Source organism: Pseudomonas sp. G7(2022) (assembly GCF_052660475.1).
In genome coordinates, this window is the sequence record NZ_CP109659.1 from 470,552 (window position 1) to 491,745 (window position 21,194).

23 protein-coding genes are annotated in these 21,194 nt (G+C 63.3%); 1 reads left to right on the top strand and 22 read right to left on the bottom strand.

Annotated features, from left to right (window positions below; genetic code table 11):
* Positions 1–14: 14 nt before the first annotated feature.
* The 20 genes from NE357_RS02090 to NE357_RS02185 are packed head-to-tail and all read right to left on the bottom strand — an operon-like array spanning position 15 to position 17,989.
* Entirely contained in the window at positions 15–1,250 is a 1,236-nt protein-coding gene (locus tag NE357_RS02090; RefSeq protein WP_169428518.1) for a beta-ketoacyl-ACP synthase, read from the bottom strand.
* Complete coding sequence (fabG, locus tag NE357_RS02095; protein ID WP_169428519.1) at positions 1,250–1,978, bottom strand: 3-oxoacyl-ACP reductase FabG; 729 nt, start codon at positions 1,976–1,978, stop codon at positions 1,250–1,252. Before fabG ends, NE357_RS02090 begins: the two co-directional genes overlap by 1 nt.
* Positions 1,971–2,435: a hotdog family protein gene (locus NE357_RS02100; protein ID WP_169428520.1), complete on the bottom strand. Its 465-nt coding sequence runs from the start codon at positions 2,433–2,435 to the stop codon at positions 1,971–1,973. The genes fabG and NE357_RS02100 overlap by 8 nt, the downstream gene beginning before the upstream one ends.
* Positions 2,432–3,628 (bottom strand): beta-ketoacyl-[acyl-carrier-protein] synthase family protein, encoded by a 1,197-nt coding sequence (locus NE357_RS02105; protein WP_169428521.1) that lies wholly within the window; start codon positions 3,626–3,628, stop codon positions 2,432–2,434. The genes NE357_RS02100 and NE357_RS02105 overlap by 4 nt, the downstream gene beginning before the upstream one ends.
* Positions 3,625–4,107 (bottom strand): hypothetical protein, encoded by a 483-nt coding sequence (locus NE357_RS02110; protein WP_169428522.1) that lies wholly within the window; start codon positions 4,105–4,107, stop codon positions 3,625–3,627. The genes NE357_RS02105 and NE357_RS02110 overlap by 4 nt, the downstream gene beginning before the upstream one ends.
* Complete coding sequence (locus tag NE357_RS02115; protein WP_169428523.1) at positions 4,107–4,832, bottom strand: class I SAM-dependent methyltransferase; 726 nt, start codon at positions 4,830–4,832, stop codon at positions 4,107–4,109. The genes NE357_RS02110 and NE357_RS02115 overlap by 1 nt, the downstream gene beginning before the upstream one ends.
* Positions 4,829–6,076 (bottom strand): NAD(P)/FAD-dependent oxidoreductase, encoded by a 1,248-nt coding sequence (locus tag NE357_RS02120; RefSeq protein ID WP_169428524.1) that lies wholly within the window; start codon positions 6,074–6,076, stop codon positions 4,829–4,831. Before NE357_RS02120 ends, NE357_RS02115 begins: the two co-directional genes overlap by 4 nt.
* Positions 6,063–7,223 (bottom strand): sodium:proton antiporter, encoded by a 1,161-nt coding sequence (locus NE357_RS02125; protein ID WP_169428525.1) that lies wholly within the window; start codon positions 7,221–7,223, stop codon positions 6,063–6,065. The genes NE357_RS02120 and NE357_RS02125 overlap by 14 nt, the downstream gene beginning before the upstream one ends.
* Positions 7,220–9,559, bottom strand: a complete 2,340-nt coding sequence (locus NE357_RS02130; RefSeq protein WP_169428526.1) for an MMPL family transporter — start codon at positions 9,557–9,559, stop codon at positions 7,220–7,222. Before NE357_RS02130 ends, NE357_RS02125 begins: the two co-directional genes overlap by 4 nt.
* Positions 9,543–10,145 carry an outer membrane lipoprotein carrier protein LolA gene (locus NE357_RS02135; protein WP_169428527.1) on the bottom strand — a complete coding sequence of 201 codons (603 nt, stop codon included), beginning with the start codon at positions 10,143–10,145 and terminating at the stop codon, positions 9,543–9,545. The genes NE357_RS02130 and NE357_RS02135 overlap by 17 nt, the downstream gene beginning before the upstream one ends.
* Positions 10,142–10,567: an acyl-CoA thioesterase gene (locus tag NE357_RS02140; protein ID WP_169428528.1), complete on the bottom strand. Its 426-nt coding sequence runs from the start codon at positions 10,565–10,567 to the stop codon at positions 10,142–10,144. Before NE357_RS02140 ends, NE357_RS02135 begins: the two co-directional genes overlap by 4 nt.
* Positions 10,560–12,104: an HAL/PAL/TAL family ammonia-lyase gene (locus NE357_RS02145; RefSeq protein ID WP_169428529.1), complete on the bottom strand. Its 1,545-nt coding sequence runs from the start codon at positions 12,102–12,104 to the stop codon at positions 10,560–10,562. The genes NE357_RS02140 and NE357_RS02145 overlap by 8 nt, the downstream gene beginning before the upstream one ends.
* Complete coding sequence (locus tag NE357_RS02150; protein WP_169428530.1) at positions 12,085–13,032, bottom strand: LpxL/LpxP family acyltransferase; 948 nt, start codon at positions 13,030–13,032, stop codon at positions 12,085–12,087. Before NE357_RS02150 ends, NE357_RS02145 begins: the two co-directional genes overlap by 20 nt.
* Positions 13,029–13,763: a glycosyltransferase family 2 protein gene (locus NE357_RS02155; RefSeq protein WP_169428531.1), complete on the bottom strand. Its 735-nt coding sequence runs from the start codon at positions 13,761–13,763 to the stop codon at positions 13,029–13,031. Before NE357_RS02155 ends, NE357_RS02150 begins: the two co-directional genes overlap by 4 nt.
* A complete protein-coding gene (locus NE357_RS02160; RefSeq protein WP_169428532.1) occupies positions 13,756–15,435 on the bottom strand; it encodes an acyl-CoA synthetase family protein in 1,680 nt (559 codons plus the stop codon). The genes NE357_RS02155 and NE357_RS02160 overlap by 8 nt, the downstream gene beginning before the upstream one ends.
* Positions 15,432–15,977 carry a COG4648 family protein gene (locus tag NE357_RS02165; RefSeq protein WP_169428533.1) on the bottom strand — a complete coding sequence of 182 codons (546 nt, stop codon included), beginning with the start codon at positions 15,975–15,977 and terminating at the stop codon, positions 15,432–15,434. The genes NE357_RS02160 and NE357_RS02165 overlap by 4 nt, the downstream gene beginning before the upstream one ends.
* Positions 15,974–16,228 carry an acyl carrier protein gene (locus NE357_RS02170; RefSeq protein ID WP_007947135.1) on the bottom strand — a complete coding sequence of 85 codons (255 nt, stop codon included), beginning with the start codon at positions 16,226–16,228 and terminating at the stop codon, positions 15,974–15,976. The genes NE357_RS02165 and NE357_RS02170 overlap by 4 nt, the downstream gene beginning before the upstream one ends.
* 9 nt (positions 16,229–16,237) lie before the next feature.
* Positions 16,238–16,498 carry a phosphopantetheine-binding protein gene (locus tag NE357_RS02175; RefSeq protein ID WP_169428534.1) on the bottom strand — a complete coding sequence of 87 codons (261 nt, stop codon included), beginning with the start codon at positions 16,496–16,498 and terminating at the stop codon, positions 16,238–16,240.
* Positions 16,479–17,288 carry a lysophospholipid acyltransferase family protein gene (locus NE357_RS02180; protein ID WP_169428535.1) on the bottom strand — a complete coding sequence of 270 codons (810 nt, stop codon included), beginning with the start codon at positions 17,286–17,288 and terminating at the stop codon, positions 16,479–16,481. The genes NE357_RS02175 and NE357_RS02180 overlap by 20 nt, the downstream gene beginning before the upstream one ends.
* The gene (locus NE357_RS02185; protein WP_169428536.1) at positions 17,264–17,989 is read right to left on the bottom strand and encodes a beta-ketoacyl synthase chain length factor; all 726 of its coding nucleotides are present in this window, start codon (positions 17,987–17,989) and stop codon (positions 17,264–17,266) included. The genes NE357_RS02180 and NE357_RS02185 overlap by 25 nt, the downstream gene beginning before the upstream one ends.
* A gap of 369 nt (positions 17,990–18,358) precedes the next feature.
* Here NE357_RS02185 and NE357_RS02190 point away from each other — a divergent pair, with 369 nt between their 5' ends.
* Positions 18,359–19,129 carry a ParA family protein gene (locus NE357_RS02190; RefSeq protein WP_169428537.1) on the top strand — a complete coding sequence of 257 codons (771 nt, stop codon included), beginning with the start codon at positions 18,359–18,361 and terminating at the stop codon, positions 19,127–19,129.
* A gap of 41 nt (positions 19,130–19,170) precedes the next feature.
* On the opposite strand, the gene trxC is transcribed toward NE357_RS02190, so the two are convergent.
* Positions 19,171–19,605 (bottom strand): thioredoxin TrxC, encoded by a 435-nt coding sequence (gene trxC, locus NE357_RS02195; RefSeq protein WP_169428538.1) that lies wholly within the window; start codon positions 19,603–19,605, stop codon positions 19,171–19,173.
* Between the two features lie 81 nt (positions 19,606–19,686).
* Positions 19,687–21,150, bottom strand: a complete 1,464-nt coding sequence (gene selO, locus NE357_RS02200; protein ID WP_169428539.1) for a protein adenylyltransferase SelO — start codon at positions 21,148–21,150, stop codon at positions 19,687–19,689.
* Between the last annotated feature and the right edge of the window lie 44 nt (positions 21,151–21,194).

Consider the following 21,194-nt stretch of genomic DNA (forward strand, 5'->3'; position numbering starts at 1 on the left):
CTCCTTGACCTGGATTAATTCGGTGGCGTCCAGCGGCGGAAGATCAGCGAGGTGTTGACCCCGCCAAACGCGAAGTTGTTGTTCATCACGTAGTCGTGGTGCATCTGGCGGAATTCGCCGCGCAGGTAGTCGAGCTTGCCGCAGTGCGGATCGACCTCGTCGAGGTTGAGCGTGTGTACGTACAAGTCACGGTTGAGCATTTCGATGCTGAACCATGACTCCAGCGCACCGCAGGCACCCAGGGTGTGACCGAGGAAGCTTTTCTGCGAGCTGATCGGCATGTGTTCGCCGAACAGACTGCTGGTGGCCAGGGTTTCGGCGATATCGCCCTGTTCGGTGGCGGTGCCGTGACCGTTCACGTAACCGATGGCGTCGGGTTCCAGACTGGCGTCTTCCAGCGCCAGCTCCATGGCGCGGCGCATGGTGATCTGTTCCGGCCGGGTCGTGTGCTGGCCGTCGGCATTGCTGCCGAAACCGACGATTTCGGCGTGAATGTGCGCACCGCGCGCGAGGGCGTGTTCGAGCTCTTCGAGCACCAGCATGCCGCCGCCTTCACCGATCACCAGACCATCGCGGCCCTTGTCGTACGGGCGTGGCGAGGTTTGCGGCGCATCGTTTTTCAGGCTGGTGGCATACAGCGCGTCGAACACCATGGCCTCAGTCGGACACAGCTCTTCGGCACCACCGGCGAGCATCAGCGGCAGGCGTCCGAACTTGATCGCCTCGTAGGCGTAACCGATGCCCTGGCTGCCGCTGGTACAGGCGCTGGAGGTCGGGATCAGGCGGCCGGTGAGGCCGAAGAAGATACTGATGTTCGCCGCGGTGGTGTGCGGCATCATCCGCACATAGGAGTTGGCGTTCAGGCCTTCGGCCACCGAGTTCAGCAGCATGTTGCCGAACGCCTTGATCTCGTCGGTGCTGCCGGTGGACGAGCCGCAGGCCACGCCCATGCGCCCGTCCTTGATCGATTCGTCGCCCAGCAGGCCGGCATCGGCCAGTGCCTTTTCGGCAGCGCCGACGGCCAGCCGCGAAACCCGACCCATGCTGCGCAGTTGCTTGCGGGTCCAGTGCGCCGGCACCAGAAAATCATCGATCGGCCCGGCCAGTCGGGTGTTGAGTTCGCTGAAACGATCCCACTCGTCCATCCGGCGGATGCCACTGCGGTTGGCCGCAAAATTGCCGGCGATGGTGTCCCAGTCGCTGCCCAGCGAGGTAATGCCGGCCATGCCGGTGACGACAACGCGCTTCATCAGCACAAGCCTCCGTTGACCGCCAGGACCTGGCGGGTGATGTATGACGCTTCCGCCGACATCAGGAAATTCACCGCACCGGCCACCTCTTCAGGGGTGCCCATGCGTTGTGCCGGGATCATTTTCATCAGTTCTTCCACTGGCACGTTTTCGTCGAGCATGGCCGTGTCGATCAGGCCCGGCGCGACACAGTTGACTGTAATTTTGCGCTTGGCCAGTTCGATCGCCAACGCTTTTGCGGCGCCGATCACGCCGGCCTTCGAAGCGCTGTAGTTGACCTGGCCACGGTTGCCGATCAACCCGGAGACCGAGGTGATGCAAACGATGCGACCGGCGGCGCGGCGGCGGATCATCGGCATCATCACCGGGTGCAGGACGTTGTAGAAGCCGTCGAGGTTGGTACGCAATACCACGTCCCAGTCGTCATCGCTCAGGGCCGGAAACGCGCCGTCGCGGGTCAGACCGGCGTTCAGCACCACGCCGTAATAGGCGCCGTGAGTTTCGACGTCGGCTTCGAGGATGGCTTTGCAGGTTTCGCGCTCAGCCACGTCGAATTGCAGGATGCGCGCATGGCGGCCCAAGGCTTCGATTTCGGCCTGCACGGCTTGTGCGTCGCTCAAGCCACTGCGGCAATGCACGACGATATCGTGGCCGGCCCTGGCCAGACGCAGTGCGATGGCGCGGCCGATGCCACGGCTGGAGCCGGTGACCAGTACGGATTCAGTCATCGTTCGACTCCCTGGATTGTTGAAGATATTGGTCGGCCTGCGGCGGGCGGAACACGTTCAGCCGGGCGCTGGCTTCGATGCCGGGCGCAGTGATATGGCATTCGAACACGCCCATGCCGTTGTCGTCTTCCAGCGAGCGGATGCCATGGACGGTCAGTTCACAGCCGACGGGGAATGCCTCGACATTGCATTCGAACTTGCGGGTGCCAAGCAGAAAGCCCAGCTCCACCGTATTGCCTTTCTGCCGTGCATGGCAGCCAGCAAATGCAGCGACGCTCTGCGCCATCAATTCGACGCCGACCCATGCCGGCAGGCTGCCGTCGGGCAGGTTGAACGGGCCATCGGGCTTGACCGTGAGGGTGGTGTGGATCTGCTCGTCGTCGAAGCCGAGGATCCGGTCGATCAGAATCATGTCGCCAGCGTGGGGCAGCAATTCGGCGAGCGGCCAGTCATTCATGGTGCATCTCCGATAATCAGGCTGACGTTATTGCCACCGAAGGCAAACGAATTGCTCATCAGGTAGCGGGGTGCAATGGACGCCAGGCGCTCGCTCGCGGTCACCCACTTCAGCGCTGGCAGGTCGGGGTCGGCCTGGCCGTCCCAGACGTGGGGCGGCAAGGCGCGGTCGGGGTTGTCGGCACTCAGGCTCAGCCAGCAGAACGCGGCCTCCAGCGCTCCGGCAGCCCCGAGGGTGTGGCCGGTCATGGGTTTGGTCGAGGAACAGGCCACGCCCTGCGGGAACAGGGTGGCAACGGCCAGGCTTTCCATGGCGTCGTTGTGTTGGGTGGCGGTGCCGTGCAGGTTCAGGTAACTGATTTGCGCGGCTTGCAGTTGTGCGCGATCCAGCGCCTGTTGCATGGCTTGCAACGCGCCACGACCCGACGGTTCCGGCGCGGAAATGTGGTGCGCGTCGGAACTGGCGCCGGCGCCCAGCAGGGCAATGGCCGGGCCCTCGCCGCGCTGTCTGCTCATCACGAACAGCACCGCCGCCTCGCCGATGTTGATGCCGTTGCGGTTGGCGGAGAACGGATTGCAACGCTGGTCGGATACCGCTTCCAGCGACGAGAAGCCGTTGAGGGTCAGTTTGCAAAGACTGTCGACACCACCGCACAGCACCGCATCGCACAGCCCCAGATCCAGCAGGCGTCGTGCACTCATCAAGGCCCGGGCGCTGGAGGTGCATGCGGTGGAAATCACGTAGGCCGGGCCGCTCAGTTGCAGCCAGTCGGCGAGGAAGGTCGCCGGGGCGCCGAGTTCCTGTTGCCGATAGTCGTAATCGGCCGGGAACTGCTGGTCGCGAATGTAATGCGCCAGACCCCGGCTGGCCTCGTCGATGCCCGAAGTGCTGGTGCCGAGCACCACACCGATACGCTCCGGGCCGTAGGCCTGAATGGCGGCGTCGATGTCGTCGCGAATCTGCAACGCGGCTTCCAGCAGCAGCTGATTGTTGCGGCTTTTATGCGCGGCCATCTGCGGCGGAATGAGCGCCAGATCACCGCGCACGGCGGCCACCGGCAGCTCGCGCTCCGGCACCCAGCCAGCCTCGTGGCGTATGCCCGAGCAATTGCCGGCGAACAGGTGGTGTGCGATTTGCTGCTTGTCACGGCCCAGGGCACAGATCACGCCGAGGGCGTTGAGGTAGGCGGTCATGGCGTCGATTCACCTAAGGGAGACACGCGATAGTGCGGGCCTTGTGGCAGATTCAATTCGAAGCTCGACGGTTGTGAATATCGGATGTTCCAGCGTGCCGGCAGGGAACGTTGCCCGTCGTGCTGTTGCGCCGCGGGGTAATTGCGCGACAGCTCGCCGGCAGGTGTCAGGGCGAACAACAGCGCGGCGAACAACTCCCGGGCCTCCGGATTCGGCGGCAGCAGGCCGTCAGCCTGCCAGCGTCCGTCGATCAGTTGCTGACGGGCCTGGGGGATGCCCAGCGGATCCATCATCGACCAGCGGATGCCCGGGCCCTCGCGCTGGATCACCAGCAACCAGTCCTGACGCTGCCCGGCTTGCTGGCGCTCGATGTGCAGTTGCAGCGGCAAGGGCAGCGTAGGGTTATCCACAGGCAGCGGCGCCTGGCTGGCGCAAGCGGTCAGCAGCAGGACGCAGGCGAGCAGCAGAACACGCAGCATCAGACGACCTCTTCCAGCGGTTTGCGCGCCACGACATTGACCAGGGTTTCTTCACGCTGGCCAAACGGCTTCGGTTTGCGCAGGCCAAAACGTTCCAGCAGGCCAAAATCCTTTGCACGGCTCCACCACAGGTACGGATAGGAAACATTCCGCTCGGCGAACTCGAATCCCTGCTGGCGGATCATCTCCAGATATTGCGCCGCACTCTTCTGCACGTGCATCGGATGACGGAACAACCAGCGGATGACCCACGTATCAATGTATGCCTCGGTGGACTCGGCGAACAGCAGATAACCTCCGGGTTTGAGCACCCGATAGAACTCGGCCAGGGCTTTTTCCTGTTCCACGAGGTGATGAAAGGTCTGGTGACAGAACAGCAGGTCGACGCTCGCATCCGGGACATTGAGTGTCGCGCAGTCGCTGCCGATCAGCTCGACGGCAAACCCCTGGCGCGCTGCTTCGGCGGCGCTCAATTCCAGGCTGTGCGGGTCGGCATCGACGCCGATCAAACGCTGTGGTGCGAAGGTCTGGCGCAGGTGGCCGAACGACTTGCCCTGACCGCATCCCGCATCCAGCAGCACCGGACTGGCCGGCAGCGATTCGCTGAACAACCCGCGCAAGTCGTTGATCGCCACGCGCAACACATGGTGCTGCCAGGTGTGGCTGCGCAGGAACCAGAAGCCGAAACGGGTTTCCTCGACGTAGCTGTCGCTCAAGTAATTCATGGGGCGTCCTTTGCACAGAGTTCGGAGATCATCTTCAGCCGGCGACGCGCTTCGCTGACGAACGGGTTGCGTTCGTCCCAGGCGTAACCGGCGAGGATCGAGCAGATCATGCGACGGATTTGCGCCGAGCCTTGCTCGTGGAAAATCACGTCCTGGAAGGTGCCGGCGTACCAGCCCTCGACATAGCAGCGGAAGGTATCGACGCCGCGCTTGAGCGGTTCGGCGAACTCGCTTTGCCAATCCACGGTTTCGCCCTGCAACTGCCGATGCAGCACGCCGGCGGCCATACTCGCCGAGCGCATGGCGATGGTCACGCCGGAAGAAAACACCGGATCGAGAAACTCCGCCGCGTTGCCCAGCAGCGCGAAACCTGGGCCGTGCAGGGTTTTGACGTTGGCTGCATAACCGCCAAGGGTACGCGCCGGGGTGTCCCACACGGCGTTGTTCAGCACTTTGGCCAGACTCGGGGTTTCAGCGATGAAACCGCGCAGGCAGGCATCGAGATCGGCGTCGCGACCGTTGAAATGTTCAGCGGCAGCGACAACGCCCACCGAGCAGCGACCGTTGCTGAACGGGATTGTCCAGAACCAGATGTCGCGATGCTGCGGGTGGGTGGTGACGAGGATTTTCTCGCGGTCGAAGGCCGGGTGGTCGATGTGATCTTCGACATGGGTGAACACAGCCTGGCGCACCGGGAAATTCGACGGTGCTTCCAGATCGAGCAAGCGAGACAGCACCCGGCCGTAGCCGCTGGCATCGAGCACGAAATCAGCCTCGACACGGTACTCGCTGCCGTCTTCGCGACGCACATCGAGTTGCGGACGCGGACGCTCGAAGTCGACGCTGACAATGGCGTCGCCATAACGGATTTCCACGCCTTGCAACGCTGCCTGATCGGCCAGCAGTTTGTCGAAGTCGGCGCGTTGTACCTGGAAGGTGGTCGGTTTGCCGCCGGTGAATGTATCGCCGAAATCGAACGCGCTGTAGTGCTCGCCCCAGGCAAATGCCGCGCCGGTCTTGCGCTGGAACCCAGCGGCGTTCACGGCGTCGAGCATTCCCGCTTCTTCGACGAAATCCAGGCAATGACTGAGCAGGCTTTCGCCAATGGAAAACCGCGGAAAATGCTGGCGCTCGATGACCAGCACGTCGTGCCCCTTGCGCTTGAGCAACGCGGCGGCGATGGCGCCCGACGGGCCGGCGCCGATGATCACGACCTGACGGGATTCCATTTCAACGATTGGCACGGGAGCTCCCGGGTACGGCAATAGGGTTCAGTGACCTGCGGTGCAGGCCGATGAAGGCCGGCAACAGCGTCGCGATCAGCCCCATCAGCATCAGCGCAAAGTACAGCGCCGGGCTGATGATCTGTTGTTGCAACAGCAGGTTGAGAAAAACGATTTCGCTCAAGCCGCGAATGTTCAGCAGCACGCTTTCGCGCCAGCGACTGGCGCCTTCGAACGATGCGCCGGCCCAGCCAAGACCCAGCCAGTTGCCGAGCAGTTTGCTGGCGATCGGCAACAGCAGCAGTGCTGTCCATTGCACAACGCCGAGGCTGGCGAGGACGCTGTGCACATCGATCTGCACAATGCCGAACGTCAGGATCAGCGGGATCGCAATCGACGTCTGCAAACGGTTCATCCAGCGTGCCGGCAGCGGCAACACCAACGGCACCTTCAGTGCGGCCATGCACAGCAGGTAGCCGATGCCGAAAATCAGTGCATTGAGCTTGTAGTGCTCGGCCAGCACCAACAGCGCAAAAAAAACCAGGCTGTAAGTCAGCGGCCGGAGGATGCCGAACACCCGTAGCAGCAATGGCACACAGGCCAGCCCCAGCGGCAGCAACAGACTGCTCAGGTGCAGGCTGCCCTGGGCGAGGCCGAACAGGGTCCAGCAGGTCAGGTCGATCAGGATCGCGGTCTGCACCAGACGCCGGGTGGCGGCGGGCGGGTAGTCGATGTGGCGCAGGTACAGGTACAACACCGGGATCGCGGTGATGGCGAACACCAGACCGATCGCCAACGAGGTGATCCATGGTTGCGCTGGCAGCAGCCAGTACGTCGTTGCGAGTCCGCAGGCGAACGGCACGGCGAAACTCGGCACGGCGATTTTCACGCTCTGGCGATCCAGGCGCAGGTCGATCACGTCGCTGAGAATGTGCCCCAGCAACAGCGCAAAACTCAGGCTGTAGAGATTCTTCAGCCAGGCCGGCGCAATCAGGTCGGCGCCGCTGAGCTGCCAGCCCGGTTCGATCCAGAAATACATCAACAGCGGCAGCACGAAGCTGGCCAGCAGCAACTGGCTGACAATCGGAATCAACCCGAAATGCCGGCCGACGCGGGTGGCCACGGCGAACAACGCCAGCGCCATCAGCCAGAAGACCACGACCATCATGCTGCCGGCTCCGCGACTGTCGCCGCATGAGCATGACGCCCGGCCCAGGGTGCCAGCATGAAACTGAAGGCCAGCCCGAGGCTTACCGACAACCCGAAATTGCTCACCGCCGGCGTACTTGACACTGCCAGCAGGCCGAACGACAGCCAGGTCGTCAGCGCCGCCAGCAAAGTACCGAGCAGACTGACCGCCGCGCCGCCGACCTGTTCGCGCATGAGGATCGCGTAATCGACGCTGATCGCGGTCACCAGCAGCAGGCCGAACAGACTGAACAGCGTCAGCGGCTGACCGAGCCAGCCGAGGCTGGCCAGACTGCAGAGCGCCGCGAGCAGCGGTAGGGAAACGATGCGCAACGCGCCGCCAAGGCCGAACGGCAGGATCAGCACCAGCACGATCAGCACGCAGGAGGCGAGTTTCAGTTCGGCGGCGCTGATCTGGGTTTCGGCAAATACCCGGTTCAGGTCACCGAGTCGATCCACCAGCTCCACGCCGGGCAAGTCCAGTGCCTGCACCCGCAGCAGTGCCGGGTTGTTCAGGCCTTGCAGGCTGACCATCGCCGCCACACCGCCCTCGGTCGGGCCGAGCCACAAGGTGCGGTAAGGCTCGCCGAGAGGGCCGACGAGTGCGGCATCGATGTCTTCGGCGGGCAGGGATTGCAATTGCGTCAGTTCGGTTTGCAGGGCTGCCAGCGGTACGCCGACTTCAAGCAGCGGCTGCCAGAACTGCGGCAACTTGTTCAGGGCTTCGCGCACCTGTTGCTGCTGGCTGGGCGGACTGACCAATTGGTTGAGCGCCAGAAAACCCTGCAACTTGTCGAGGTTGACCAGTTGCTCCAGTCGCTCACTCAGCGCTGCCTGACGTTCCAGCAGTTGCTCCTGGTTTTCTGCGCGCACCAGGAAGAACTGGCTGGTCGGTTGATAACCGGTGATGCGGGCGATGGCCTGCGCCTCATCGGTCAGGTGCTGCGGCGCGCCGACCCACTGGCGGATGTCGTTCTTGCTTTGCAGTTGCACCAGACCGCCGGCGCAGAAGGCGATCAACAGGGCGAACAGAATCGGCGTGCGCACGTGCTCCAGCAGGGTTTCCCGAAGGTTGACCATGCGTTCGGCCAGCCTCAGCGGCCACTGCGCCGGGCGCAGCTCGACGCCGCTCAGCAGCGCCGGCAGCAGGCACACCGCCGACAGGTAGGCACCCAGCAGCCCAGCGGCGGAAAACACGGCGATCTGGGTCAGGGCCGGGAACGGTGTCCAGGCCAGCGCCAGATAGCCGATGGCGCTGGTGATCAGGCTCAGGGTCAGGCCTGACACTGTCAGGCGCAGCGCCGGCCAACTGCGCCATGGCTTGAGGCTCCAGCTCTTGGACAGGTAGTGCAGCGGGTAATCCACGGCTACGCCGATCAGGCTGGAGCCGAGCACCAATGTCATCACGTGCATGTGCCCGAACAGCGCCACGCAGGCCACTGCACCGAACAGCATGCCGACCAGCACCGGAATGAACGCCAGCAGCACCCGCCAGCGGCGGAAGGCGAGCAGCAACAGCAGCAGAATGCCGACCGTGGCGCCGCCGCCGACCCAGGTCATTTCCCGGGTCGCCTGCTGCTGACCGTTGGCGGCGTACAGCAGGCCGCTGGCGGCCAGCAGTTGCACGTCGGATTTCGCTGCTTGTTCGCGGCTGTGTTGCAGCAGCGTGGCGACTTGCAGCGGCAGGCTCATGTCGAAGGCGTTGCCGGTGGTGCGTGCGCGCAGCAGCACCCAGCTCTTGCCGTCGGCATCGGCGATCAATGCACCGCTGCCGATGTCCAGTTGCACCGCGCCATGTTGTGGCTGGCTGTTCTGGATGCGTCCGGTCAGGCCCAGCCAGTCGTCCTGACTCGGTACCAGACTGAAACCGGTGAACGGATCGAACAGCGCCTGCACCCGTTGCTGGATAAAGGCGTCCGGGTGTTCGATCAGCAGTTGCCGATCATCCGCCGAGAGCATCGCCAGCCGCCCTTGCAGCAACTGCGTGCGCAGCGCGGGCAAATCGGCTTGCAGATTCCACTGGACCTTTTCGAACAGTCCACTGGCCTGCCACTGCTCGCCCAGGGTCTGGGCCATGGCAACGGCTTGCTGGCGATCGGTGTGACCGACCAGCACCAGCATTTCCCGGTTGAGCGGATCCTGCATGCGTTGTTCGGCCCGCTGCTCGACGGCGTCCGGGTGGGTGCCGGGCACCAGCTCCATCAGGTTGGCCGACAGTGGTGCGCCGTCGCGCCACTGCCAGGCGCCCAATGCGACAACCGCCAGCAGCAGAATCAGGAACAGCCAGGGCAGCCTGCGTTCACTCGGCAAAGTCATGTTGCTCCGCGTCGCTCAACGGTTGGTCGGCGGTGCTGTCCTGCATGCGCAGCACGGTGCTGTCGCCTTGGGTTTCCAGCAGTTCGATGGTATTCACCAGCGTGCCGCCGGTGATGTTGATCTGATTGAAAACCTGCTTGAGCAGCACCGAGCGCGGGGTCAGTGTCAGATGCCATTGCTGCGCATCACCGCTCAGGGCCAGTTCGAAATCCCGTTGCAGACCGCTGCTGTCGCCTTGCAGCACGGCGAGGAACAAGCGGTTCTGCTCGGCGCCGGCACTCTTGTCGGGCAACAGTTGCCAACCGTTTACGTCACGACGGGCGATGCCTTTGGCGCTGATGCGGTAATCCTGCTGCAACGGGGTTTTCAGCAGCCAGAGCAGGCCGTGGTTTTTCGCCAGCACGAAGCTGCCCTTGCTGATCAGCGGCTGGGGCAGGGCGCGCAGGTGCTTTTCCTGGATGAACTGGCCGTGGATCACGTCCGGCTTCGCCAGTTGATCGCCCAACTGTTGCAGGTCGAAGGCGTTGGCCAGCGACGACAGCGTCAGCAGCGCCAGGACCCCAAGGGATTTCACGAACACATTCATCGCAGCATCCTTTCCACGGCATCGGTGAAGACTTTCGGCGAGGCCAGTTGCATCTCGCGGCTGCTCACCTCGACGGCGACCTGTACGGAGCTGGCGCGGGTCAGGCGTTCGCCGGTCCGGGCGTCGGTGATCAGGTAGTGAATCTTCAGGCGGTTTTCCCATTCCACCAGACTGGCGCGCACGTTCAGCCGCTGACCGAACACCGCGCCGCGCACGTAGCGCAATTGCAGGTCGATCACCGGCCAGGCGTAGCCCGAGTCGACCATCTGGTTGTAGTTGTGGCCGATCTTGTCGAGCAACGCGCAGCGCGCCACTTCCAGGTATTTCACGTAATGGCCGTGCCAGACGACGTGCATGGTGTCGACGTCAAAGAACGGCACGAGGATTTCCGTATCGGCGTGAAGCACTCCGGCGCTACGCATGCAGCCTCCAGTGTTGTTCGGCGATGCGTTGCAGGCACAGGCGCAGTTCGCCTTCCAGAGCGCGGTCTTCGATCACTGGCGGGAAGTCTTGGGCCAGCTCTTCGTGCATGGCGGCCAGGGACGATGGCAGCGCTCGCGCGTCCTCATCACGGCTGCGCAGCCACACGCCCTGATTGGCCGCGAGCAAGGTGGCGGCGGCGACCTGTTCGGTCAGCTCCAGCACACGAATGGCGTCGCGGGCGGCGATGGTGCCCATGCTTACCTTGTCCTGGTTGTGGCACTCGGTAGAGCGCGAGAACACGCTGGCGGGCATGGTGTTTTTCAACGCTTCGGCGGTCCAGGCGCTGGCACCGATCTGCACAGCCTTGAAACCGTGGTTGAGCATCGCCCGATCAGCGCTGGCGCCGGACAGGTTGCTCGGCAAACCGTGGTTGTAACGCTCGTCCACCAGCAGCGCGAGTTGTCGGTCGAGCAGGTCGGCGACGTTGGCCACGAGGTTTTTCAGGCTGTCCATGGCGAACGCGATATGCCCGCCATAGAAGTGCCCGCCGTGCAGCACGCGCTCGGCTTCGGCGTCGATGATCGGATTGTCGTTGGCGCTGTTGAGTTCGGTCTCGATGAACGAGCGCAGCCAGCTCAGGCTGTCGGCCAATACGCCAAGCACATGCGGTGCGCAGCGCAGGGAATAACGATCCTGCAACCGGTGCAGCGGCGCGGTCGGCGCGTCGATCGCCAGATCCTTGCGCAGCCACGCGGCCACCTGCATCTGACCCGGATGCGGTTTGGCGGCGAACAGGCGCTCGTCGAAGTGCTCCGGATTGCCTTGCAGCGCCACCACGTTCAACGCGGTGATGCGGGTGGCCAGTTGCAGCAGGTAATCGGCGCGGGCGTAAGCCAGGCAAGCGAGGCCGGTCATCACGGCGGTGCCGTTCATCAGTGCCAGCGCTTCTTTCGGGCGCAGCACCAGCGGGGTCCAGCCCAGTTCACGATGCACATCGGCGGACTGGCGGCGCTGACCTTGGAACATCACTTCACGCTCGCCGGACAGGGTCGCGGCGACGTAGGACAGCGGCGTCAGATCGCCGCTGGCGCCCACCGAACCCTCTTCGGGGATCAGCGGCAGGATGTCGTGTTCAAGAAACGCATGCAGGCGCTCCAGCAGTTCGATGCGCACCCCGGACACGCCGTGGCACAGCGACTGCAAACGCGCCGCCAGCACCGCGCGGGTAGCCTGGGCGTCGAGCAGTTTGCCCAGCCCGCAGCCATGGAACGTGTAGAGATGCTGTGGCAATGCTTCGACGTGATGCAGCGGCACCGCAACCACGCAGGAGTCGCCGTAACCGGTGGTCACGCCGTAAATCACGCCTTCCTTGTCCAGCAGCGAGTCGAGGAACCGCGCACCTTTGGCGATGCGCTCACGGTAGTCGGCGTCGCTCTGCAACTGCACGGGCGCCTGACGATTGGCCAGGGCCAGCACGTCTTCGATGCGCAAAGGGCGTTCGCCGAAGGTTACCGGCTCATGGGTTGGCGTCGTCATCGGTCTTCCAGAAAGGGTAAAAGTTGAACCATTGCTTCGGTGCTTCAAGACAATAGTGACTCAGGCGTTCGGCGTAGCGACTCGCCCACTGATGAATGACCTGTTCGCGATCGCGGCGCGTCCACGTCACGGCATCGGTGAACGGCTCGAGGGTCAGGCGATAGTGTCCGTCAGGTTGCTTGAGGCACATCAGCAGATTGACCGGGCATTTCAGCAGGCCGGCCAGCAGCCACGGGCCTTGCGGGAACCGCGCCGGATGGCCGAGGAAGTCCACGGTCACGCTGCGCCCGCCGTGCAGCGGCACCCGGTCGCCGGCAATCGCCAGCCATTCGCCGCGCTCCAGGCGTTCGTGCAGTTGCAGCATGATCACCGGGTCCAGCTCGCTGACCTGGATCAGCCGCAGATTGGTCGCCCCGGCTTCACCCAGCAGCCGATTGAATTGTTCGGCGTGCTTGGTGTGCACCAACACATTCATGGTGACCTTTTCGCCGATCTCCGCCAGCGCCCGGCACACTTCGAGGTTGCCCAGATGCGCGCCCACCAGCATTTGCCCGCGACTGCCACGCAACTGATTGCGCAGCAGCGCGGGGTCGATGATTTCGATCTGTTCGATGCGCAACTTGCGGTTCCACACGTCGAGCTTGTCGAGCAGTGAATCGGCGAACGCCATGAACTGGCCGAACACGCGCCACAGGCTTGGGCGCAATTCGCCGCGACCGCTCCAGTCGGCCAGGCGCTGCTGATACTGCCAGGCACTGCGCCGGGCCGTGCGGCCGAACAGGAAAAAGTACAGGACGATGCCGTACAACAGCGGGCTCAGCAGGCGTCGGCCAAGAACCCTGGCGGCGAACGCGGTGAATTTCATCAGCACAAAGCTGCCGCGTTCTTCGCGGTCGGCCCAGTGCTTCTTGTCGGTTTCGACGGTCATGCGCGCCACCGTCGCCAGAGGATGGCGGGCGAGCGCAGCAACATGCCGAAGAACAGGCGCGTGTGCATGCTCGAAATCAGCACGTTGTCGTGGATCATCCGAAAGTGCGACACGCCGTCCAGCGGGTAATGCACGCCGGTTTGCAGCCAACGCATCGGCTGGTTGCGCCAGGACAGGCGCACGAGGATGTCCGAGTCGAAATCCATGCGCTTGCCGATCCGGGCCGAGTCGATCAGCGCCAGGGTCGGCTCCAGCGGATACACCCGGAAACCGCACATCGAGTCGCGGATCTGCAGCGACAGGGTGTTGATCCACACCATCACGTGAGTCAGGTAGCGGGCGTACAGGCGACCCTTGGGCACGCTGGCGTCGTACAGTGGATAACCGCAGATCAGCGCTCGCGGATGGGCGCGGGATTCTTCGACGAAACGGCTGACGTCCTGCAAGTCGTGCTGACCGTCGGCATCGACCTGCAAGGCGTGGCTGAAGCCCAGTCGCGCTGCTTCACGCAGGCCGGTCATCACCGCGCCGCCCTTGCCCTGATTGGTGGTGAGGCGCACCAGATACACCCGCTCGCGTTCGGCCAGCACATCCAGCACGGCTGCGCAGGATTTGCTGCTGGCGTCGTCCACCAGAATGCACGGCAAGCCTTGGGCGAGCAGGGCGTCGACCACCGCGGAGATCGCGGTTTCGTGGTTGTAGACCGGGATGACTGCGCAAGGATTATGCATTGACAGTCCCCAGCAGAATCCGCCCGCTGGAGCAGGTCGCGGTGTCGTTGCGGTAGGCGAAATACAGCTTGCCGCGTTCGGGGTCGAAGCGCAGGTGCAACTGGATTTCATCGCCTGGGCGCACCAGTTGCTGGAACTTCAGCACTTCCATCCCGGCGAATGCACCGGACAGGTTCAGCAGTTTCCGACCCAGGTTCAGCGCCCACTCGACCTGCACCACGCCGGGCAGTACCGGGGCCTTGGGGAAGTGGCCGCTGAAGTAAGCGAGGTCTGGCGGCACGCTCAGTTGCAGGCTCCACTCGCCCTCGGTTTCGGTCTGTTCCAGAACCTCCGGAGCCTTCGGACGCGGCGCCAGCAGCAAGGCTTCGACCTCGGCCTGGGGCAGCTTGCCCTGAGGGTTCAGCGGCAGTTGTCGCAACAGGCGCCAGCGCCGGGGCAGGGCGAGGGCTTCGCAATGTTCGCCGAGGTGACGGCGCAGGGTTTCGGTGAGGCTGCGCCGGCCATGTTCGCGCAGGGCAAACAGGCCGGATTCGCTGAGCACCAGCAAGGCGCCGAGGGACGCACGGTTTTCCTGTACTACGCCCAGACGCGCTTCGCTGACCCAGTCGTGGGCCACCAGCGCCTGTTCAAGCATCGGCAGGGAAATACGTTTTTCTTCGAGTTTGACGATCCGGTCGAGTCGCCCGAGCAGTTCGAAGCGACCATCGGCAGCAATGCGTGCCGCATCGGCGGTGTGTTCGACGTGTCCGGCGGGCAGGTACGGTGACGCGATCAGCAGTGCGCCGTCGCCGTCCTGGCTCAGCTCGACACCGGCAAACGGCTGCCATAGCTGTTGGCCCTGACGCCAGGCGATGCCGCCGGTCTCCGAGCTGCCGAGGATCTCCGTCGGCCACTGCTGCAAGCGCTGGTGCAGACTCTGCGCAGCATCTGCCGGCAGCGCGCCACCGGAGGAAAACACCCGGCGCACGGCGCTCAGGGCCGGCCAGTCGAGGTTGTCGCCCATGCGCTTGAGCAGTGCAGGGCTGGCGACCCAGGCGAATGCCGGGTGTTCGCGGCTGGCGCGCTGCAGGTCTTCGGGAAAGGCCAGTTGTTTGCGCAGGAACGGGCGCCCGGCGCACAGCGGCCACAACACACGGAACAACAGGCCGTAAATGTGTTGAGTGGCAACGCTGCCGATGATGCAGGCCTCGCCGAGATCCGCTCCCCACAGTTGCTCCAGGGCTTGGACTTCGTTGGCCAGTTGCCGCAGGGATTTGTCGATGCGCTTGGGTTCACCGCTGGAGCCGGAGGTGCACAGACTCAGGCGGCACTGGTCGAGATCCAGTTCGGCGCCCGTCAGTGCGGTGTGCTGCAAGTCGCTCAGGTTCGCGTCGTCTGCGTGATCGGTCAGCCACAGGTCGACTTCGCTCGACCAGCGCTGGCGGGTCTGGGCCTGCAGATCCGAAGGCAGCAACACGCTGGCGCCCGCTCGCCAGGCACCCAGCAGGGCGATCGCCAGTTCCGCGGCATCTTCCAGGTGCACGGCCAGGCGTTGCACGCCTTTGGCCTGCAGGCCGGCGGCCAGGCGCAGGGCCTGCTCGCGCAGATGTCCGTGATCGAGTGCCGGCGCGACAGTGACTGCGCGTCCCGGCAGATCCTTGAGCAACAGTTGCTCAAGTCTTATCCAGTTCATGGGCGACCTCTTACCCGTTGTCGTACCAGCCATTCAATGGCAAACATCAGGCCGATCAATCCGTAGGAGATCAGGCCGGTGTACAACATCCACCAGTGCAGCGGCGCCCAAAGGGTCAGCAGCGCGGCGCACAGACCGTTGCAGAAGAAAAACACGCTCCAGGCCACGGTGACCTGGCGGGTGTAGCGGATCGCTTCGGGCGGCAACTGCGGCTCGCGAATCCGCGCCAGGCGTTCAACCATCGGCGGCCCGTATTTCAGGCTCAGACTGAACAGCACCAGCATGAAACCGCTGATCAGCACCGGATACCAGCGCAGCAACAGCGGGCTGTCGAACAGCGCCAGCAGCAGGCAGAACACGATGGCCACGCAGGCCATCCACAGGCTGCCGGGCTTGCGCTCGCCGGTCAGCGCGCGGGCCAGCCACAGGCTGCCCAGCAGCAGACCGAACTGCCACGGCGCAAAGTGCTCCATGCCGAAATACACCGCAAAGGGATAAAGCAGGCCCGCCAGCAGCAGGCCGAGGCCGATCAGTCGGCTCATGCGGCCGGTTGAACCAGACGGTAGACCGCCTCGACCACGTCACTGACGGTACGCACCGACTTGAATTCCTCGGCGGCGATTTTCTTGCCGGTCTGGCGTTTGATGTGGTCGATCAGGTCGACGGCGTCGATGCTGTCGATTTCCAGGTCCTGATACAGGTTCGATTCCAGGCTCACGCGAGCCGGGTCCAGTTCGAACAGCTCGACCAGGGCATCGCGCAGGGTGTTGAAAATGTCGTCACGAGTTTGCATGGTCCGGTCTCAAGCTGCCTGTTTTGCCGTGACGAACGCCGCGAGGCTCGCCACGTTGGTGAAATGGTTGCGGGTGTCCTTGGCGTCGGCGTCGATCTTGATGCCGTACTTTTTCTGGATCGCCAGGCCGAGTTCCAGTGCGTCGACGGAATCCAGGCCCAGGCCCTCGCCAAACAGCGTCTGATTGTCGCCGATGTCGTCGACGCTGATGTCTTCGAGGCCCAGGGCGTCGATGATCAGCAGTTTTATCTCACGGTGCAGATCGCTCATCTTCGGCGAGCTCCTTGATAAAAAAATGGTGCAGAAAGTCGTTGAGCTTGCGCGAGGCCTGTGGTGCGGGGCCCTGCGCGACAAACGTCTGTGGGTCTATATCGGCCCCGACGCGAAAACTGAAATGAACACGGCGCCTGGGGATGCGGTACCAGGGTTCAGCTTTGGTCAGAGTGGTCGGACTGACCTTGATGATGACCGGTGTGAGGATTTTCGCACCCCGCAGTGCAATGGCCGCCGCGCCCCGATGAAAGGCCGGTGCCTGTCCGGGCTGGGTGCGGGTGCCTTCGGGAAAAATGATCAGGGTCTGGCCGTCTCGAAGTGCGTCGGCGGCGGCATCGAGCATGTCCATGCTGCCGTCGTTGCTGATGTATTCGGTACTGCGCAGCGGGCCGCGGGTGAAAGGGTTTTCCCACAGGCTTTTCTTCACCACGCAATTGGCGTGGCGTACCAGACCGATCAGAAACACCACATCGATGAGCGACGGGTGGTTGGCGATGATCATCTGCCCCGGGCGGCCAAGGCGTTCGGCGCCCTGGATGTCATAGGTCAGCACACCGGTACGGGCCATGAACCGGACGAAAAACCAGAACAGCCGACTGACGGTCTGTCGTGCCCGCTCCCGATGGGCTTTCGCGTTGCCGGGCAGGCAGCCCAGCAGCGGAAACACCAGCAAACGCAGGCACAGCCCACCGACCCCGAACAGGGCAAAGCTGAGGGCGGTGGCCAGCAAGCGCCAGTAATAGGCGTCGCGGTGCTTTTCGGTCACGGGTTGCGTTGCCAGGTCCATACACGATTTTTCCAGGCATGTTGGCAAAGGGGTTGCTGGCCGAGCAGGGTTAGCAACAGGCTCAATGCATGGGGCCATTGCGCTTTGGACAGTGCCGGCGGGGCGCTGTTCAGGGTCAGCCGCCAGTCGGTACCGGGGGTCAGCAGCAAGCCGACCGCGTATGGGAACGGCACGTCATCGATCCAGGCCGAATAGGCCGCGGGAGGTTGTTCTTCGGTGATCACCAGCAGTACGGCCGGGGCGCCTTCGTCCAACAGCGCGGCGGCCTCCAGCATGCCGTGTTCGAGGCCGTCGCCGGCGGCGGCAAGGGCCGTCATCTCGCTGGTTTCTCCGCGCATGATCGACCACAGACCGATGATCGCGTTGTGTACGGAGAGGCTGAACTGAGTCGGTGACAGCGGCTGCTCGCTGGCCAGATCACTGAGAATATCGAACGTACGCGGGGTTTCACCGTGGCGTGAAATGAACACCAGCGGCAGGTTTTCCCGCCCCTCGGCCAACGGCCAGCCAACACTGAAGGCCATGCGCGCCAGGCGACTGAGACGGCGTCGCTGCATGGCCGCAAGAAACGACACATCGGGCGCGGCATCGCTGCTCGGGAGCACGACCGGTTGTCGGCTCCAGGCCTGCCAGGCGTCCACGCTGTCGAGCCCGGGAGCCCACGCGCGCCATTGGGCGATGTTGAAGTTGATCACGGACATTCATCCCGCCCCTGCGGGCTAAAGTGACGCTGTTTTGCCAGCGTCGCAGTTGCGCTGACCCTGCCGGAAGTGGCGTGGCGCTTGGCCCCGAGTGGTGCGCATTATCCCGGTGTGACGAGTGTGTAGCAAATGCTGGTTACATTTTGCGCGCTGAAATGGACCGAAGGGTACATTGTAAAAAATGTCACTTGGCCATTATCCAGAACACGCCGGTTTTTTCTGTCAGGCGGATCAGCAGTCCGTTGCAGTCTTTGCGCCGTGTTCATTGAGATATTGGCGTCTGACTCTGTAGTCCGCGTCCATGAAGGTAGCGAAGCGGGGCTGGGCGACACTACACTCGGTCATTCTTTGATACACGGAGGTTTTGTCATGCGGCGCGTGGTGTTCAATCAGAAAGGTGGCGTGGGCAAATCCAGCATCGCCTGCAATCTGGCGGCGGTCAGCGCCAGCGAGGGCTATCGCACGCTGTTGGTGGACCTCGATGCCCAGGCCAACTCCACTCAGTACCTGACCGGGCTCACCGGTAATGACATTCCGATGGGCATTGCCGACTTCTTCAAGCAGACCCTGTCTTCCGGGCCGTTCTCGAAAAAGAATCAGGCGGATATCTACGAAACGCCGTTCGACAACCTGCACATCATCACCGCCACGGCGGAGCTGGCCGACTTGCAGCCCAAGCTTGAGGCCAAACACAAGATCAACAAGCTGCGGAAGCTGCTCGACGAGCTGTCGGAAGATTACGACCGGATCTATCTGGATACGCCGCCGGCGCTGAACTTTTATGCGGTTTCGGCGCTGATTGCTGCTGATCGGGTACTGATTCCCTTTGACTGCGACAGCTTCTCGCGTCAGGCCCTGTACGGTCTGATCGCCGAGATCGACGAGTTGAAGGAGGACCACAACGAAGGCCTTGAGGTCGAAGGCATCGTGGTCAACCAGTTCCAGGCCCGAGCCAGCCTGCCGCAGCAGATCCTCGACGAACTGATCGCCGAGGGCCTGCCGGTGCTGCCGGTCTACCTCGCCAGTTCAGTGCGCATGCGCGAATCGCATCAGGCCAGCATGCCGCTGATCCACCTCGATCCACGGCACAAGCTGACGCAACAGTTCGTCGAGCTGCACAACCTGCTCGAAGACGCCTGAATAAACCCATGTGAGAGCAAGCTCTCACATGGGGTGGTGTGTCAGATGCCTTGGCTGCGCAACCACGCCATCAGTTGCGGCAATGGAAACGCGCCGCTCTGCCGCGCCACCTCACGGCCGTTTTTGAACAGGATCAGGCTCGGAATCGAGCGAATCCCCAATTGCGCCGACAACTGCTGATTGGCCTCGCTGTCGAGCTTGGCCAGCCGGCACTTGCCTGCCAATTGCCCAGCGGCCTGCTCGAACACCGGCGCAAACGACTTGCACGGCCCGCACCAGTCCGCCCACACGTCCACCAGTAACGGCAGATCGCCCTTGATCTGGCTGGCGTAATCGCCTTGCTTGAGTTCGAACGGCTTGTTCAACAGCACCTCTGACTTGCAGCGCCCGCATTTTGGGTGGTCGCTGAGGCGTTCGGCGGGAATGCGGTTGAGGCCGTTGCAGGAGGGGCAGGGGATGAGGAGTGGGTCGGTCATGATCAGCTCAATGAATAAAACGGGATCGTACGACTGATCTGGAGCCGTACGGATCGATTATCAAGGTTCAGTCGTTCCCGCTTACGACGAGCAACTGATCTCCAGATGCTTGCCCCACTCCGGCGGCCGTTCCGCATAGCTTTCCATTCCAGGCTGTTCCTCGAATGGATTGCTCAGCACCGCGTGCAACCGGCGCACTTCTGAATAGTCACCCTGCTCGGCAGCATCAATCGCCTTTTGCGCCAGGTAATTGCGCAGGATGTACAGCGGGTTCACCGCATGCATCCGCGCCCGGCGTTGTTCCTGATCGGTCGCGCCATCGCGCGCGACACGGGCGACATAACGCTCGCCCCAGGCATCGAAACCCTTGATATCGACGAAGTCATCGCGCAACTGGGCGACGGCCTGTCCGGCTGACTCTTCGCCCAGGCGACGGAAGAACAAGGTGTAGTCGACGCCGCTGTTCTGCATCAATTGCAGCAGTTGCTCCAGCAATTGCTGGTCCTCGTCCTCTGCCGTGGTGAAGCCGAAGCGGCGGCGCATCAGGTCGAGGTAATGGGCCTGGAACAGCGGCAGATACAGACCGAGGGTTTCGCGCAGGGCTTCGACGCTGATGAACGGCGTCAGGGCCTGGGCCAGGGCGCTGAGGTTCCACTGACCGACCGGCACCTGATTGCTGAACGAGTAGCGGCCCTGATCGTCGGAGTGGTTGCAGATGAAGTTCGCGTCGAAGTCATCGAGGAAGGCGAACGGGCCGAAGTCGAAGGTGATGCCGAGGATCGACATGTTGTCGGTGTTCATCACCCCGTGGCAGAAACCGTAGGCCTGCCACTTGGCGATCAGTTCGGCGTTGCGCTCGACGATTTCGCGGAACATCGCCAGATACGGCTCCGGCTGCTCCAGGCACCCTGGGAAGTGCATCGCCAGCACATGCTCGCCGAGCAGCTTCTGCTGCTCGGGACGCTTGGTGTAATAGAAATATTCGAAATGCCCGAAGCGAACGTGGCTCGGCGCCAGGCGCAGCACCATCGCGGCACGTTCCTGTTTTTCGCGCCACACCGGGGTGTCGGAGCCGATCACGCACGCGGCGCGTGAAGACGGGATGTTCAGCGCATACAGCGCTTCGGATGCGAGAAACTCGCGAATCGACGAACGCAGCACCGCGCGGCCATCACCCATGCGCGAGAACGGTGTCTGTCCGGCGCCCTTCAGGTGCAAGTCCCAGTGCTCGCCGGCCTCGTTATAGACCTCGCCCAGCAACAACCCGCGACCATCGCCCAGTTGCGGGGTGTAGCCGCCGAACTGATGTCCGGAATAGACCATCGCCCGCGGCTCGGCATCGGCCCACAACTTGTGGCCGCCGAACAGTTCAGCGAATTCCTGGGTGTCGGCCGTCGCCGGTTCCAGATCCAGCAGCGCCAACGCCGCAGGACTGGCGACGACCAGTCGCGGGTTGTCGATCGGTTCGGGCAGCACATGGGCCGAGAACGCGTCGCCCAGGCGGGCGAAGCGGTTGTCGAAGGTCAGTTCGTCGAGGGCTTTCAAGGGCCGGCTCCAGCAGAATGTCCGAGCATTCTGCTGGGAATGAC